General features: G+C 41.4%; 13 protein-coding genes. 12 read left to right on the top strand and 1 reads right to left on the bottom strand.

Translation table 11 applies throughout. From position 1 onward, the window contains the following. The first annotated feature begins 10 nt into the window (after positions 1-10). The gene (locus RV04_RS01590) at positions 11-331 is read left to right on the top strand and encodes a hypothetical protein (protein ID WP_071856721.1); all 321 of its coding nucleotides are present in this window, start codon (positions 11-13) and stop codon (positions 329-331) included. A gap of 41 nt (positions 332-372) precedes the next feature. Here RV04_RS01590 and RV04_RS01585 read toward each other — a convergent pair whose 3' ends face one another. Beyond that, positions 373-1,236, bottom strand: coding sequence for a GH25 family lysozyme (locus RV04_RS01585; protein WP_071856720.1), 864 nt, complete (start codon positions 1,234-1,236; stop codon positions 373-375). Between the two features lie 248 nt (positions 1,237-1,484). On the opposite strand from RV04_RS01585, the gene RV04_RS01580 reads away from it, so the two are divergent. The 11 genes from RV04_RS01580 to RV04_RS01530 all read left to right on the top strand — a co-directional run bounded on the left by RV04_RS01580 (position 1,485) and on the right by RV04_RS01530 (position 17,476). After that, a complete protein-coding gene (locus RV04_RS01580) occupies positions 1,485-1,979 on the top strand; it encodes a sigma-70 family RNA polymerase sigma factor (RefSeq protein WP_071856719.1) in 495 nt (164 codons plus the stop codon). A gap of 78 nt (positions 1,980-2,057) precedes the next feature. Beyond that, positions 2,058-2,258, top strand: coding sequence for a DUF1659 domain-containing protein (locus tag RV04_RS01575; RefSeq protein WP_071856718.1), 201 nt, complete (start codon positions 2,058-2,060; stop codon positions 2,256-2,258). Positions 2,259-2,279: 21 nt separating this feature from the next. Further along, positions 2,280-2,492, top strand: coding sequence for a DUF2922 domain-containing protein (locus tag RV04_RS01570; protein WP_071856717.1), 213 nt, complete (start codon positions 2,280-2,282; stop codon positions 2,490-2,492). A gap of 187 nt (positions 2,493-2,679) precedes the next feature. Continuing rightward, the gene (locus RV04_RS01565; RefSeq protein ID WP_071856716.1) at positions 2,680-3,585 is read left to right on the top strand and encodes a magnesium transporter CorA family protein; all 906 of its coding nucleotides are present in this window, start codon (positions 2,680-2,682) and stop codon (positions 3,583-3,585) included. A gap of 341 nt (positions 3,586-3,926) precedes the next feature. After that, entirely contained in the window at positions 3,927-7,907 is a 3,981-nt protein-coding gene (locus tag RV04_RS01560; protein ID WP_071856715.1) for a collagen binding domain-containing protein, read from the top strand. Positions 7,908-7,909: 2 nt separating this feature from the next. Further along, positions 7,910-12,595, top strand: a complete 4,686-nt coding sequence (locus RV04_RS01555) for a Cna B-type domain-containing protein (RefSeq protein ID WP_071856714.1) — start codon at positions 7,910-7,912, stop codon at positions 12,593-12,595. Positions 12,596-12,784: 189 nt separating this feature from the next. Next, on the top strand, positions 12,785-13,801 hold the full coding sequence (locus RV04_RS01550; protein ID WP_245791025.1) for a serine hydrolase: 1,017 nt from the start codon (positions 12,785-12,787) through the stop codon (positions 13,799-13,801). Between the two features lie 142 nt (positions 13,802-13,943). Then, entirely contained in the window at positions 13,944-14,882 is a 939-nt protein-coding gene (locus tag RV04_RS01545; protein WP_071856712.1) for a zinc ribbon domain-containing protein, read from the top strand. 20 nt (positions 14,883-14,902) lie between these two features. After that, positions 14,903-15,841 carry a serine hydrolase gene (locus RV04_RS01540; protein ID WP_071856711.1) on the top strand — a complete coding sequence of 313 codons (939 nt, stop codon included), beginning with the start codon at positions 14,903-14,905 and terminating at the stop codon, positions 15,839-15,841. A 108-nt stretch (positions 15,842-15,949) separates the two neighbouring features. Then, positions 15,950-16,657 carry an N-acetylmannosamine-6-phosphate 2-epimerase gene (locus RV04_RS01535; RefSeq protein ID WP_071856710.1) on the top strand — a complete coding sequence of 236 codons (708 nt, stop codon included), beginning with the start codon at positions 15,950-15,952 and terminating at the stop codon, positions 16,655-16,657. Between the two features lie 165 nt (positions 16,658-16,822). After that, positions 16,823-17,476, top strand: coding sequence for a TerC family protein (locus RV04_RS01530; RefSeq protein WP_071856709.1), 654 nt, complete (start codon positions 16,823-16,825; stop codon positions 17,474-17,476). Positions 17,477-17,826 lie beyond the last annotated feature (350 nt).

The following is a 17,826-nucleotide window of genomic DNA, read 5'->3' as shown; positions in this document are numbered from 1 at the left end:
CAGAAACGATATGGCAGACTCATTTGACTACAAAGGTTTGACGCTGACACCAACGGATCTATCGTTTACAGATCAAGAATTGCAAAAATTATTGACCTTTGAAGGAGCGATCACGCACGAACGCTTAAAGGGCCATAAATTTCACTATTTCTTGATGGGACAATACGATCTCGAAGGTTTGTTAGCAAAAATTGGCGGCGCTGAGCGGAAAGCACGGCGAATTTATTACATCACGGGGCAGTTGGTCTCAAGTAATCTGTCGGATATGACAGTAGACGGCTATTATATGCCGACTAGTTGGGGCTTTATGCGTGTGGCGAAACAAAAATAAGAGGTGAAAGGAAATTTCCTTTCACCTCTTATTTTTTTTCGTTAATTAAAAATACCCCAACTCGCATCCGTTCGTTTTTTGCCATCGGATTTGCCCGTAGCTAGGTAAGCATACGTACCATCATGGCGCTTTTGCCGGATCCAGACATAGCCTTGTTCGTGAGCAAAGGCGTCATACTGGACGGTCGAACCAGTAGGTAAGATCCCAAGGCTTTGAGCGGATGTATTTGGTGCAGTCCGGAGATGGATCGCTGTTGCTAGGGTAAAGTAGCCTTTTCCAGCGATGCCCCAAGTAGGAAGATTGCCAGCTTTTCCCGTGAAGTAATTCAAGGCTTTTTTACCAGACAAGCGGTTGAAATCTAAGACGCCATTGTAGCCGGATAAGCGACCGTTCGACGTATATTGGTGCAAGTCATAGTGTTTATTGACTGTTGGATCGCTGCCTTGATAACTGCCAGTATTTTGTCCGTAACTTGGTAACCAGAGAGCATCAAACTGTTCGACAGCCAGATTGAATTGGCGGTATAGATGATGGGCGACATAGACACCGACTTTTTGATTGGTCAGTTTTTTCAGTGTTTGTCGATAGACTTCGACACCACCACGCATGTCGATCATGGATTGTTCTTCAACGTCTAACCAATAAAAACATGGCTGGAAGACCTTTGCTCGTTCATAAAAGGTTCGGGCTTCTTGGGCCATATCTTCGTGGCTAGTTCCACGGACCCAGGCATAGACGGCTGTTGGAATACCTAGATCTTGGAACCTTTGTAAGTGGGTTTGATAGTATTTGTCGCAATAGGCTGAGCCGTATTGGACGCGGACGATCACATGGTCGATCTGTTTGGCTAGTTGGGCATAATCAATCTGGTCGGGGTGTTGCCATTCACTGATGTCGATAATCATGGAGGCTTCCTTCTTTCTTTGTTTTTTTACATGATCATGTGGCCTCAGTTTGCGAAATCTGGCAGCAAAAAGGCAGCTAGAACTTTGCCTATCGGTTTCACATAGTATCCACCACCGCCGCGTAGTGACAAGCTTTTATTCAAGCAAGCTGGCATCATTGGCTTTTTTTGTGCAAGCTTCGTTTTCGCGGGCAAGGTCTGTTTCTGTCATTTTTAAGTCACCAACTAACAAGTAAAGGAGACTAAAAAATGACACAAGAACCAGCAGAACAATTCGTCCAACAATACGAAGCCCTATGCCTGAAAGTTTTAAGTGATTGTCAGATTTTTGACAGGAATCCTGATTATGAAGATTATCTCCAGATTTTACGAATCACCTTGTTTGAAAACCATCAGCGCTTTGAAGGTGAGGATGCACAAGTCACCTTGATTTATCGCTTTTTACGCTGGCGCTTACGGGATGCACAACGCAAACAACAACGGCAACAAAAAATTTTGGAACGAGTAAAAAGTTACCAACAAGAACACTTGATGATCAATGATGATCCGCTCGAATCGACAGAGCACTTGGCCCGTTTATGGCCGAAGCTGAGTTTAGGTGAGCAACGGTTTCTTTATAGTCGTTTATATCATGGGCTGACGTATCAACAGATTCGAACATACTATCAAGTCAGTGCTGGAACTGTCTGTAATTGGAAAAAACGACTCATCCAGCATTGGAGTGAGGACGATGAAGCTTCATGAACAGGTTGATGACAGGTTGCGTTAATACTAGTGTAAACCGTCGCGACGTTTATAAAAATAGGAAAGGAGGGTTTTGCGATGATTCAAAAGTTAGGGAATAAGTTGCAAGTCCAATTGCAAAGTGAGGAAGGTAAAAAACGTAACATCAATTTTGCCAATGTAATCGATGATCCAGCGGAAGAAAAAGTCTTATTGTTAGGAGAGATCATGGCCAATCTAGCGGTCGAGCATGACTTAGACAGTGTGGTCTGGACTCAACAATCTCGTATCAGTAAATAAATCAAGTAAGGAGGGGAAACAATGTTAAAATTAGCGGCTACTTTTGCTAACAATGAAGGCAAAGCCCACCAATGGAATTTTTCTGAACCAAATCGCAACTTATCAAGCAATGAGATCCAGACACAATTAGAGATGTTGTGTACAGTGGGATTGTTTGAAAAAGAGGGCAAAAAACTCTACGATCAAGTCACTAGTGCTAAATATATCGAGACGATCGAGACACCAATTTTTTAAATTAAATGAAGGCCTGACGCGAAAAAAGCGTCAGGCTTTTTTAGTTGGCAAAAGGAAAATTTTTTTGTAATTTAGTCAATAACTAAAAACTGCTGATTTAACATAACGTTTGTCCGTTTATAGCAGTATTTTTGATCGTTCTATGTTAGAATGCAAACGATAGAAATGATAGCTAGGAGATAGGTCCATGTATACAAAAGAAGTATTCAATCACAAGATGAACCGCTGGGTCAATACCGATGCGGAAGATAAAGACGAATTAAAAAATTTGTACCGTGATTATGGGATCGACAGTGATTTTGTCGAGTACTCATTAGATAGAAACGAACGAGCCCATTTAGATTATGACAAAGACACTGATGTCTTGATGCTGATCTTCAACGTACCGAATCGGCGCAAAATCGATAACCATTATGAGACGGTACCGATGACCTTTCTCGTTGTGGATCGGACATTGATCACCGTGACCAATCAACAAAGCAAATACTTGTATTTCAAATTTAAAAATTATTTGGATCGCAATCCTGAAAGTAGTTTGTATGAATTATTGTTTGGTTGTTTGTTCGTCATCTCAGATGAGTATTTCCCTTTTGTGGAAGGGATGGATCGTGACCGCAAACGAATCAGCCAACTGTTAAAACAAAAAACGACCAAACAAAACTTATTATTGCTCTCGGACTTAGAGACGGGGATCGTCTATTTCGTGACGGCTTCACGGCAAAACGTCTTGTTGGTCCAACAAATCAAGAGCCACGGGATTTATCGCCGTCTGACCGATGAAGAAAAAGAAGGCCTAGATGATGTCATGATCGAAGCCCAACAGCTCGTCGAAATGACGAAACTGTCTTCGCAAATCTTGCAGCAATTATCGGGCACCTATAACAATGTCTTGAACAATAATCTGAACGATACGATGCGAATTTTGACCGTCTTATCCGTTTTATTGACGATCCCAACGATCATTACAGGATTCTTCGGGATGAATATGCCATTGCCATTGGAAAACAATGCCTCTGGCTGGATCATTACGATCGGAGTCAGCCTGGTACTGTGGTTTGTACTGGCTTATATCTTCCGAAAATTAATGCGTTAAAAAACATAGTTGTTTGGAATAAAAAAAATAAAATTAACTGTATTTCAACTATATTTTCTGTCCCTTTATCGATGTTTTTCATTGATAAAGGGATTTTTTTAGGTTGAAGTAAAAAAAATACATTTAAAATAACGCTAGTGATTTTAGGTGTTGTTATAAAATAATGAAAAATTATTTTAATTAAGCATTTATTTATGAATAAAAAACAATTATATATAAAATAAAACGGCTATCTTATTCTTTATTCAATAATTATGGTTTCTGTTTTGAAGAAAAAAACAAATATGTTAAAATAAAATTATAAAATAGGATATTTTTTATTGATTAAGGAGGAGGAGAAAATGAAAAAATTACTTACTTTTTTTGCAGCATTGATGATTGTTTTTCAAATGTTGCCTGTAACTGTCATTGCCAATGAACTAAGCCCCCCGGAGACCCATGCGGTCGTCCAATCCAATTCGGAAGAGGTAGCAGATCAGCAAACGGAGAATCCCAATATACCTGAAGCAGACACGAATACGACGACCGCTCCTGATATAGAAACCAATGAAGAAAGTGAAACTGATTCGACACAATCAGCGAATGCCCCACCAGAGACGACTGAACCTTCGGAATCTGAGGAAAATGAGCAATCGGAGGTGGAAAGCGTGGAACGTGCGGCTGCACGTGCAGCTCTTCCTGAGATCGATCTTGACGGAGATAGTTCATCAGAAGAATACAATTCAACTTTTGCCATGCAAAATGTTCGTTACTTTCCTAATTTCGATGAATCTGATGGCAAACAATCTGATAGTGGGAATATCGTAGAAGCTAGAACCTTGATCAATGCTGGAAAATTTAGTCATTCACCGGAATCGACTGCTTTTGGCGCGTTGCATGAAATAAAAGAAGTTGCTTTTTCGATCGGTATCAGCGGGAGCATCAAACCTTCATCGGCTACGTCAGTGAAAGTATACATGATTTCAGACATCAATAATTTAGACATGGACAGTCAAGATCCATTGTATATCACTGATTTAGCAAGCATTGCGACTGAGATCCCACTTGATGGCACAGATGCTACTGGTGTGAAGATAACAGAAGACAACGGGACTTATACGATCGACACGAGCCAGCTTGCAGATCAAAAAGTTAGTTTTGTGATCGTCGAATCGGATGAATTAGACGGACCTGTCACGAATGATACTTACGCCAAATGTGTCAATGACTTGTCTATTACAGCGATTGCCAATAATGCTGGCCAAGATTGGGATGGAGAAGAAGCCAAATTTCATTTGACGAGTATCGACGAATTAAAGTCGTTGCAAAGTGATAGCAATCATCAAATGGAGGATGGTTTAGAGGATGTCAAAGGCAATACGATCATCACTGGTGTCAAGATCAACGGGGATGAGAACGGCCAGATCACACCCGGACAAACCAATCAAAAATTAGAATTGAAATGGTCCTTAGACAATTTGATCCCTGTTTCGGGTGATGAGCTGATCACCCTAGCACCAGTCAACGGTGGCTCCTACTATACATTGAAGTTGAATAACACCGGTGTTTCCTATCCTTATGTCGATATTCCGAGAGAAGTCATGGGAACAGTAAATGGTCGGACTGAAGTCATCGGATACTATACCTTATCACGTGATGGCTATTTAACAATGGTCTTTTCAGATAATCTGTTAGACACGAGTGAGCAGACCGGAACGATCACGATCGAATTAGATGGTTTAGATAATTACGGTACATCAGATACGATCATCAAAGTTCCATTAAACGATGAGACCAAGACAGAAGTTGACATCCCTGGTGTTCAAAAGGAGATGACATTAAGTAAGGCAGGCAGTTTGCCATCGACTACAGTGAATAGTGAGGGTGAAGTGATCTTTCAAGATATCACTTGGACAATTAATGCGAGTACAGAAAACAATCAAGTAACAGGATTGAAAATTTCGGATACTTTGCCGACACCTAGTAATAGCAATCCCGCAACACATAAACTGACCAAAGCTCAGTTAGCTAAACTAGAGATTCGGGATGAAGCTGGAAATTTGTTAGATGAGGATGAATATAATATACTGGTGACCCCAGTCTACTGGGACACGAATAATCCTGATGACACTGATTTAAAAGGTTGGACAGCCACGATAACGAGCGTTGATGATGAGGAATTTTCTGGGAAGTTCACAGCAACGTTCAAGACAACTGCGACAGCTGATGCGGGGCAAAAGTTTACAGGAAGTCCTGGTTCTATCAAATACACGAATAAAAGTACGTTGAAAGATCTGACGAAAGATAGTACTTTAAAAGAATTATCCACTGATGCAACGGTCACCGTGAATAAAGATAATTGGTTTAAAAAGGCGGGAAATGCAACTGTTGATGCTTCAGGAAACGTGAGCGGGACTTACACGATCACGCTAAACCAGCAAAGGTTAACGATTTCTGCTGGCGTGATAATTTCAGATATCCCACAAGCCGGTTGGATTGATACAGCCGGTAAATTCATCGGAAATACCATCACTCCAGCGATGGCTGACTTGGTAATTAAAGAAAATGGAGTAGCCTTAAATGTAGGGACAGATTATACGTTTTCTTACACGGACGGTAAGCTCACAATTACTTTAAATAAAGCCATCACTAAAGCCGTGACGATCAGTTATACATTGACGGTGAAAAAAACTGAGATCCCTAATCGACCTAAAGGTGCGACAAGTTTCCAGATTGCCAACTCAGCGACGATGAGTGGAACGACTGCTGGTAAGACCAACAATTTCCCTAATATCGTTAAAAAAACTGGGACGATCGATTACAATGCTAGAACAGTGCCTTTTACGATCACGGTCAAAAATGATATCTACCAAATTGAACCAGGCAGCTATGTGATCGAACAACTGCCAAAAGGATTCGCACCAGCTTCCTTTGAGTCATTTGAAGGTAATTTAGCGCAAGCAGACTACGAAGAAAAATTATTGGCAGCTTTAAAAGCGGATATTTCAGTAGCGGGACTCGGGTCTAATGATTATGAATTGATTTTAGTAGATAGTGACAATGAGAGTGACGTGAGTACACGCGAACAAGCTGATCCACAACGAGTGATGATCAAATTTAAGGTTAAGACGGACAAAGATATCGTCATCACGTTTGATACCCAATACTTCTTTGATCCTAATATCTTCGGTACAGTAGCGGGTACGGCACTATTTGAGGGAAATAATAAAGTCGAACAAACAGCTGGCAATGATTTTACCAATATGGCCTATTTACATGGGGAAAATGGCGACGATTGGGGGAAAGCGACTTCTGATGGGAACATCCCTGATAGTATTTGGAATGCGCAACAAAAATCTGGTTCAGGTAATTTCCAAGACAAGAAAATCGATTGGACGATCGATTTCAATGCCAAGGGAGAATCGTTAAAAACTTTGACCATCAAAGACCCGTTGGTTGCTGGTAGCACTGATGCAGCTGGAAATAACAAGGTACCTGCGAGTAAGCAAAGTGTTGATACAGAAAATTTGTGGAACAATGTCGCATTCTACAAATTGGCGTATGATACCAACGGAAAAATACAAGTTATGGAAGAGCTAACCGCGGCATTCCAAAATAATGGTAAGTTGGCGTTAGATAACGGAACGCTGACGTATAGCTTGAATTCAGGGGCAAAATTAGCCATTGATCATCCTGTGCGCATGATCATCACGACGGATTTGACTGGGGATATCCAACCTTATTATACGAATAAAGTCAATGTAGACTACACTTATGGAAATGACGGCGAAACCAATACGGACCTTGAGGCTACTGTATCATTCGATTGGGCCAAAAATCCAAATCGCAAAAGTGGAAACGGTTACACTGCTAGCAGTGAGGACAGTGCCCATGTGGATTACTCAGTCGTTCTGAACGGAAATCGTTTGACCTATGAAAACACTACGATCACCGACACACTTGATGTAACGGGAGGTGTTCAGATCACACAATTAGTCGCAGATTCGCTATCGATCCATTATGCGAAGGCGCTCCAAGAAAATGGTCAGTGGGTTATAGATCCAGATCGTCAAATGACGCTGAATGTGGATTACTTCCTTAACTATGATCCAAGCCCGGATAATCTGGAGGGCTTTACGATCTCGTTTAAAGAAGGCTTGAAAATCACTGAACCGTTGATTTTAAGTTATCGTGCCAATGTTGTTGGCTATGGTGACACGACAAAAGTCAAAAATACGATCAAGATCGAAGGAACTACTATCACGAGACGCCTGGTGACAGTGATACAGGAGTCAAAGATGGTGGTTCTTGGGTCAGCGGCTCGGCGAAAAACTTTAGTCTAAAATTGAATAAAGTTGATGAAGCTGGAAAACCGATTTTAACAGGTGCAACCTTCAAGTTACTAGATGCCAAAAAGAGTGCTTTGGCGCTGCGACAAGCCCGAACAAATGATGCGGGTATAGCAACGGTGTCAGCCATTCCGAAAGGGACCTATTGGTTATACGAATCACGCAGTCCCTCTGGCACAGTCTCACGCTTTGGAACACCAGCTACTGCGATCCAAATCAAAGTAGACGGGTCAGGCAATCTCACGTTAGGCAATATTGCCGATGCTAAAAGTAAAGGTGTCGTACTAAAAACCGTTGATGGTGTAAATTATCTTGAAATAGAAAATATCAAAGGTGAAACCATCGATTTATCTGGGCAAAAGAAATGGGCGACCGATGATCCAATCGCCTATTCAGGTGTAACGATCGAATTGAATCGGAAAACGGATCAAGACCTGGGCTATACGAAAGTCGATGAAGTCTATGCACAAGCAAGCAACCAATTTAAGTATCAGTTCTTGAATTTGCCTAAACAAGATTTAGCTGGCAATGACTACCATTATCAAGTCGTTGAAAAAGACGCTATCGTAGGTTGGGAACAAGTGGCTGAGGCAATTACCGTTGCTGATGATGGCAATCTCATTGCGAACATCACGAATTATCCTATAACTGGCACGATCAAATTAGAAAAATTTGGTCAGCAAGTGACCCAGGCTGAGAATCCAAATTTCGTGACTACGACACACTTAGCTAATATTGAATTTGAACTCTATGAAATTGGCAGTGGAATGATCAAAAAAGGTAGTTATTTCACCGATAGTGCTGGGAAGCTTGCAATCGGCGACTTGAAAGCAGGCCACTATAAACTAGTCGAGGTAGCTTCGGCTGCGAACCAAAACTATATCGTTGATGGAGAGCAAGAATTCATCGTCTTTGATAGTGGTAGGATCGCTCTTGGAAATACCACAGTAGAACCTGAGGCAGATGGCTATACGATTCCGACGATTTCGATGACAAATCAAGTTAAGGCTAAGTTACAGGTTGCAAAGGAATGGGTTCGGTCGACCGATACAGTCAAATTACCAGAGAAACTGACTGTTACGATCACAGGAGCGACAGACAATCTAGATAGTCCAGTCATTGAAAAGATCGTCGAATTGAATGCTAAGAATGAGTGGCAGGCAAGCTTAGAGGATCTACCATATACGGATAGTTATGGGAATAACTATGTGTATACAGCAAAAGAAACGTTTGAAGGATCGGCGGGCTATGAGTCGGCCATGACCAGTAAGCTGACGATCAAGGAGGGTATTCCAAGCTATAGCTTCAAATTCACCAATACATTAAAAACGGTCGATCTTGAAGGTCATAAAACTTGGGATGACCAAGACAATCAATACAATACACGCCAACCAATCAAAGTCCAATTGTTGCAAAATGGCAAAGCTTATGGCGATGCGTTGGATGTGACAGCGGCGAATCAAGCCGATGAGGATGCGAACCAATGGCAGTATACTTTTACCGGTCTACCAAAAGCTGATGAAACTGGTAAAGACTATATCTATACGGTAAAAGAAGTCGTGTTTTCTGATAACTATCAATCAGAAGTAGTCACAGATGACGCCGAACAAGCCACGCTGAATCTGAAGAATACGTTAGTGGTAAGAGATTTGACTGCCACGAAGACCTGGGAAGACGAGGACAATCGTTACGGTATCCGTCCTGAAACATTGCTAGTGACCTTAGTTTCACGAACGGATAGTCAAGACGATTATCAAGTCGTGTTGAAAAATGGTCAAGCAGTCACTGCGACACTGGAAAAAGATCCAGACAACACGAATCAATACCGCTATACATTCAAAGATCTACCTAAGTATGATGCGAAAGGCAAAACGATCGATTATGCGATCCGTGAAGCTCAAATCGCGGGTTACGAAGGCAAAAATGATCAAAAAGAATTGACCAATCAATTGTTGACCAAAAAAATCACAGGGACAAAAACATGGAAAGATAACAATAACTTCTATGGCATGCGTCCAGAGTACCTCGAATTAGAATTAATGGTCCAAGATGCGAACGGCAACTTCAAACCATTTAAAGACGTCTTTACGAATGCGACGGATGCAGTCAAAACAACCCAAGAGATCACTGGAAATTCAGCTGCTAGTAGTTGGTCATATAGTTTTACTGATCTGCCGTCCGTGATCCCAACCGGACAAGCGGCTATTTATGGGGTGAAAGAAAACCTTCACTATCCAGCTGGCAAAGAAGTCTATCTGACAGATAGTGACCATGTGGCTGAAACTGAAGGGACACTTACAAATAGCTTGAATGAAGTCGAGATCGAAGTCCAAAAGACGTGGGATGATCAAGCAGATAATTTCTTGACCCGACCAAATTCGATCCGTTTCCAATTGTATGCCTATGCGGACGGAACAAATCCAGCCGATGCTCAGTTATTCAAAACGAACAATCCTAATGACAATGGTCAAGGTCAGTTTGTGATGACCCGACCAACCAATGACTCGGGTACGTGGACATTAGCGATCACGGGATTGCCTGAACGGAATAAAAATGGCACATTACTTCATTATTATGTCCGTGAAATCGTTAATGCGGGAGATATTGCACTACCTGATTATACGGTCGATGACGGTTCATTACAGATCACGAATACACTTTCGGTGACAGATATCACGGTCAACAAGACGTGGCAAGATGACGGTTACAGTGAAAAACGTCAGGATGTTACCTTGCAGTTGCTCCAAAATGATCAACCGATGACCGATCGACAAAATAATAGCTACGAAGTGACCTTGAAAGTGGCGGATGATCAGTGGAGCTACACCTTTGACAACTTACCTAAAAAGGACAAGCAAGGAAATCTTTACACCTATACAGTCAAAGAAACGAGTAGCCAACCAGATTATCAAGCTGAAACAACTGGCTTGACGGCAACGAACACGTATCGTTTGACGAGTGTAGAAGGTCAGAAAACGTGGCAAGATACTGAAAATAGCTACCAAGTACGACCAAGTCAAATCGAAGTCCAACTGTATCAAAATGACGAGAAATTTGTAGATCCGGATGGGAATGAAGTCATCCAGACAGTCTCAACGAATCCAGCTGGCACATGGAGCTATCAGTTTGATCAGCTACCAGAATTGGATCCTGAAGGCAAAGCCTATAACTATTCAGTCAAAGAGATACAAACAGATCAGTTGAAAAACTATACGGTAACTGAAAAAGAGCTGGCGATCAAAAATGAGTTGCAGTTTATTGAAAAAGCAGTCAGGAAAACATGGGATGACCAAGACAATCAATTGAAGACACGACCAACATCGATCAGTGTCCAATTGAAACAAAACGGTGTGGCGTATTCTTATCCAGATGGCAAAGCGGCCATCGTCAAATTGAGTGCGGAGAACGATTGGCAAGCGACATTCACTAAGCTAGTCGAATTCGATGCTGAAGGAAATCCTTATGACTATACAATGGAAGAAGTAATGACCGACGATTTGAAGAATTACACGGCGACTGTGGCAGATGAAGCCGAGTCACCAACGGTTATTACGAATACGTTGACGACCATTAGTAAAGAAGCTACGAAAAAATGGGATGATCAAGCGAATAGTTATGATACTCGCCCAGAATCGATTAAAGTCCAATTGTATCAAGATGGCAAAGCATATCAAGATAGTGAAGGCCAGCCAGTGTTCCAAGAGTTAAAAGCGTCTGATAAAAACACGAATACGTGGCAAGCGACGTTTGATAATTTACCGGAATACAAAGCTGACGGAACGGCCTTTGTCTATACGATCAAAGAAATCGTCACTGAAAAAGATCAGGCCTTGTATCCAAACTATCAAGCAGTCGAAGAAGGAATGGCCGTGACTAATCGTTTGGAAACAATCGAATTGACTGGTCAAAAAACATGGGACGATCAAGACAATGCCTACAAATCACGTCCAAATGCAATCCAAGTCCAGCTTTATCAAAATGGCAAAGCCTATACGGATAAGGACGGAAAAGAAGTCATCGAAAAAACGACTGCGAAACAGGACTGGAACTATACTTTCAAGGATCTAATCAAATATGATCAAGCCGGAAAAGAATATGCATATACTGTGAAGGAAGTAGTGAAAGATTCAGCTGGCCAAGTGTTATTACCAAATTACCAAGCAACAGAAGAGGGGATGGATGTCACGAATAGCTTGTTGACGATCGATATTTCTGGTCAGAAAACCTGGAAAGATGATAATGATGCTGCTGAGAAACGGCCAAATACTATTACTGTCTATCTGTTCCAAAATGAGAAGAAAATCGCGGAAACGGTAGCTAGCCGAGCATCGAATTGGCGCTACACCTTTAAAGACTTACCTGAAAAAGATGCTTCAGGCAAACGCTATGTCTATACGATCGATGAAGCAACAGTCGAAGGGTATCGCAGTCAAGTATTTGGTTATAATCTGACCAACACGCTCAAAGCAAGTGAAAGAAAAAATAGTCGTCTAACTTCTGGCAGTAATACAACAAGTGGTACAAACCGAAGTACTGGCGGAGCTACAAGTCAATCGAGTAGCAGTAAGGGGATGCTTCCTTCTACCGGATCGCAAACCTTAGATATAGTGATCTACTTAGGGGCATTGATTGTTTGTCTATCAGTAGTTATGTATATCTACCGTAAGAAAAAGGTAAATTAAGAAACAAAGACTAAACGTCAACGTGGTCCTAGCAAGAGAGCCCTCAGTTTTTTGAGGGCTCTTTGTTTTGTTTGGGAAAAGGCACGATTCAAATCAATTTTTTTATTTTGTGTCAAATAAAGGAAGTTTGTTTTGGATTTATGATAAACTTAATCTGACGAATAGTGGGTCTGTGACCGACGGGAGAAGGTGAAGGAATTGGGCAGACATAGTGAGCCGAGTGAGATCAAGGTGAAAAAATATATCGTAGTCGGAGTGGCAACTTTGGCAATTGCAGGTGTAGCGATTTTTGGTGCTACGCAATTGTTTAGTCATTCGGAAAAAGCACCCCAAGCAATGGTAGCTACTAAAAAAAGCCAGTCGACAACTGAAAAAAATTCTTCGACACAAGCGAGCACCACAACAAAAAGCTCAGCAAAAAAAGCCACGAAGAAAGCCACCAAAAAGAGTAGCTCGACAACGAAGGCCAAAGAAACAAGTGCTAGCACGAGTAAAACAGAAGCCAGCAAAGAAAAAGCCACGGTCAATTTAGATGCGACTGCTTTATTAAATAGTGCAGGCAATGTGTCGTATGGTGTCTATTATTTTAAAGACAAAACGGATTTGAACCATCAGAACAATCAGCCGATGGTGGCAGCCAATGTAATCAATGCGTTTATCATGGATTACGCTATGAATCAAACCGGTGGTAGCCAGCAAGTGATCGAAAATAAAACGTTGAGTGAGTGGTTAGCACCGATGATCCAACAAAATGATATCGCTGCAACGAATGTTTTGATTGATCATTATGGCATGGATGCGATGAACGCCTATTTCCAAGACCAAGGGTATTCGGATACGCGGATCGAACGGCGGATGTTGGACATCAATGTTCTGAGCACCGACAAAGAAAATTATACGTCGGTCAATGATTGTATGACTCTTTTGAAAAAGCTCTATAGCAAGCGTAAAAAGGCACCGCAAAAAGCGATGCTCCAATTGATGGAAGGACAGCAGATCAAAAATAAAATTCCAGAGAAGATTCCTAAAAATATGACGATTGCCAATCTTTCTGGTGCACAACAAACCGTTGAAAATGATATTGGGATCGTCTTTGATAAAGACCATCCGTTTGCCATTGTGGTGCTTGCTAGTGAGGTGTCAGACATTGTCAGTACTCGGACGGCGATCGCTGAATTTAGCTTAACTGCCAGCATGTTGAAATAATAAACTTATCCACACTGATTGTGGGTAAGTTTTTTTGTGAACTAAAAGAATCTCCGACGTTTGCAGGGGTGATATGGTAAAATCGGGGTAAGGAAAAAGGATCGTAAAAAGATATAAGCAAAATTCAAGGAGTCGATGAAAAATGAAATATTGTCCAACGTGTGGGGCGGAAAATAATGAGCAATCACGTTTTTGTGAACAATGTGGGTATGCATTTGAAACGGTTGAAAACACCCCTAAAAGAAATCAAGGAACGAATTTGCAAAAGAATCCGGAGCCAAGCAATCAAACGCCTAATCCTAAAGGTGGCTTTCCTAAATGGCTGATGGTCCTGGGCGGTGTAGTGATCTTAGCTGTCGTCGTTGGTGTAGGGCTAGCGCTGGCGGGAAGTTCTAATGATGAAGCAACAACACCGTCATCGACTGCAGCTACATTAAATAGTACGTCATCTTCTAACAAAATCGATACCAGTAAATACGATAAGTTGATCGCAGAAGCGAAAGAATTGACGATCAATGGTGAGTACAAAAAATCTAATCTGAAATTAAGTCAGATTTCAGCTAGTGATCTTGGACGAAGTGAGTTTGCTGAAATAGCCGATGAAGTCGATGAACTGCAAGAAAAGAATGATGATGGCTTGAAGCAAGAGGATCAAACCACGGATTCTAGTCAAAAGGCGAAGGACTCAGCCAAGTCTTCTTCAGGCAGTGCCTTTAGTGGTGATTATGCTAAGTGGGCAAATACTTATTATTTCTACTATTCACAATCAAGTCAAAAACAAGGCTCATTAACGATCGGAGCCAATGGTAGTGTGACACAAAAAAATGTCAACGGTACGCAGTATTTTGGTCAAGCAACGATCACTAGTGCTAGCGGAGATGTTTTAAGTTATGAGACCAACGATCAATACCCATCAGATATGCCGGATACTAAAATGATCAATCCGAATGTCCGTATCACGGTGACTTGGGATGCCGGTAGCACTCAAACATATTATGGCTACGTTTCTTATTCTTCTCGCTTGGCTTTAACCGATGGCGTTACTAAAAATGATGGTGTCAACGAAGTCTGGATCTCTTAATAGAAAGAAGTTGAATCCTTTTGGCTAGACACGCAAATCCTAAAAAAATAAAACGAGTCAAATCAATTGGCATCGGGGCCTGTTTTTTAGCCATCGCGCTTATTTCTTATAGTGTTGGCCGTGGGTTATTAAATCAGCCCGCTAAACCAAGTGCAACGACACAAAAAAATCCGCGTACTATAACTAAAGCAACGTCAAGCAGTCCAATGGAAGTATCGACTACGAGTAGCAGCTTACCGACAATGACGAACAGTTCTGAGCAAACGAAGGAAGCGGCCAAACAATTAGATGCCAGCAAGCTACAAGCCAATGCGAATCCAGTTTACTATGGGGTCTATTATTTTGATAGTGGGAAAGAATTATCCAGCAATAATTCTGCACCGACAGTGTCGGCGAGTGTTATTAAGGTATTCATCATGGAGTACGCCTTGACCCAAGCCAATTCAAATGAGGAGATCGAAGGAAGTTCCTTGATGGATTGGCTTCTTCCGATGATCCAACAAAGTGATAATGCCGCGACCAATGCCTTGATCACCCATTTTGGCATGGAAAAATTGAATCACTATTTCCAAACGCAAGGCTATCCTGATACTCGCTTAGAGCGTTTGATGTTGGATAACGATGCCCGAGCACAAGGCAAAGAAAATTATACCTCACTGACTGATTGTATGACTTTTTTGAAGCGCCTCTATCAGCAACGTGCGATCGCGCCGTATTCTACAATGCTAGAAATCATGGAAGGGCAAACGGTCCGCACCAAAATTCCTAGTAAACTTCCGACGGATGTCGTCGTGGCAAACAAAACAGGGGAATTAGATACTGTCGAAAATGATATCGGCTTAGTCTTAACCAAAGAAAACCCCTTTGCGATCGTTGTATTGACACAGAACTTTACGAATACCGAAGCCATCCGTTCTGCGATCGGTGATTTTTCTTTAGCTGCAACAACCATCAAATAAAATAGCCTATCACTAAAAATAGTGATAGGCTATTTTTAACTAGTCAGTGACCGCTTTCAATGTTACCCTTTTCATAGAGAGTTAAAAATGAATGGAGTGGAATCATAGATGGAAAAAATAGATTTTTTGAATCAAATCAAAGATGGTCTGATTGTTTCTTGTCAGGCATTACCAGGAGAACCTTTATATACAGAAACTGGCGGGATCATGCCATTGATGGCGTTGGCCGCAAAGGAAGGGGGTGCCAAAGCGATCCGCGCGAATTCTGTTCGTGATATCCAGGAAATCAAAGCCCTAGTCGATCTACCACTGATCGGTTTGATCAAAAAACAATACCCACCGGAAGCTCCCTTTATTACTGCTAGCATGCAAGAAATCGCTGAATTAGTCGCTTGCAACGTTGAGGTCATCGCCTTAGATTGTACCTTGAGAAGCCGGCACGATGGGTTAACGATCAATCAATTCATCCAACAAATCAAAAACCAATATCCTGATCAACTATTGATGGCAGACATCGCCACACTAGCAGAAGGAAAAAATGCTTATGCAGCTGGGGTCGACTTCGTGGGAACGACCTTGAGCGGTTATACACAAGAAAGTGCTGATCGAGCTACAACAGGACCTGATTTTGAATTGATGGAAGCCTTAGTAAAACTAGGGATCCCCGTGATCGCAGAAGGACAGATCCAGACACCAGAACAAGCGAAACAAGCACAAGAACTTGGTGTAAGCGGTGTTGTAGTCGGCGGTGCGATTACTAGACCAAAAGAGATTACTGCACGATTTGTCCGTGAGTTAAATAGCGAGCGGCAGTAAATGATTGAAAAGAAATTTTAGCCTAAAAACAATTAATTTCTATTATACTTTTTAGTCTAGATGTCCTACAATAGAACAGGTCATAGTGAAAACTAAGCGTTTTTTCATGGCTTTTTTCAGAAAAAGTGATAGGATAGACCAGATTAGTTTAGTAGGAGTGGGAATATGAGTATTGCAATGGTATCGAAGATTCTTTCGATTATTGTGTTGAATTTAGTTTTAAGTGGTGATAATGCGGTCGTCATCGCATTAGCGACTCGGAAATTGCCGGCTGTATCGCGAAACAAAGCAATCATTATCGGGACTGCTGGGGCAGTCGTTTTACGAATCATCTTAATGTTGATCGCGGTAGAATTATTGACGATCCCCTATGTCAAAATCATTGGTAGTGTCTTATTGTTTTATATCGCCTATGATCTATTGCGTTCAAATGGGGAAGAAACCAACGTCAAGAGTGAGACGACCTTCTTTTCGGCCGTTCGCACGATCATTATCGCAGATTTGGTGATGAGTTTAGACAATGTCTTAGCAATTGCCGGCGTAGCCGATGGGCATTTTCTACTAGCGGTTTTTGGTTTAGTTATCAGCATCCCGATCGTGGTCTTTGGTAGTCAAATGATTTTAAAATTGATGGATCGTTTTCCATTCTTGATCTGGATCGGCGCGCTATTGATTGCCTACACAGCCGGTTCAATGTTTGTGGAAGATGATTTTATCCACCATCTATTACGGAGTCTAAGTAGCGGACATATCGTATCGATTGCCTCATGTGTTTTATTAGCAGCAATCTACTTTTTATTTAATCGTAAAGAATCATAAGTAAAACGTGAAGAAAACTGTCGCAGAATTGCGGCAGTTTTTTTACTATCGGGTTATTCAGCTAGCATAAAAATGAAGCAATCCAGTAAAACAAAAACATTGTGAATCAAAATACATGATGAGAACGATTCTCTTTTAGAAGTGTTGTAGTAAAAAAAGACTTTCGTTATACTGTAGCTGATAATGAAAAGGCTTGCAACGCGTGTTTGGAGGTGGAAAAATGGTTCGACGATGACAATTATCGGCATACTTAGAGGTTCTAAGGGCTATTTTTCCTTCTGGAAGAAGATCACGCTAAAAAGGACTCGACGATTTTCTTTTTAAAGGGATAAGCTAAAAAGAAAGGGTGA

This window comes from Enterococcus hermanniensis, assembly GCF_001885945.1.
Taxonomy (GTDB): Bacteria; Bacillota; Bacilli; order Lactobacillales; family Enterococcaceae; genus Enterococcus_A; species Enterococcus_A hermanniensis.
This window is presented reverse-complemented; position numbering and strand designations above follow the sequence as displayed.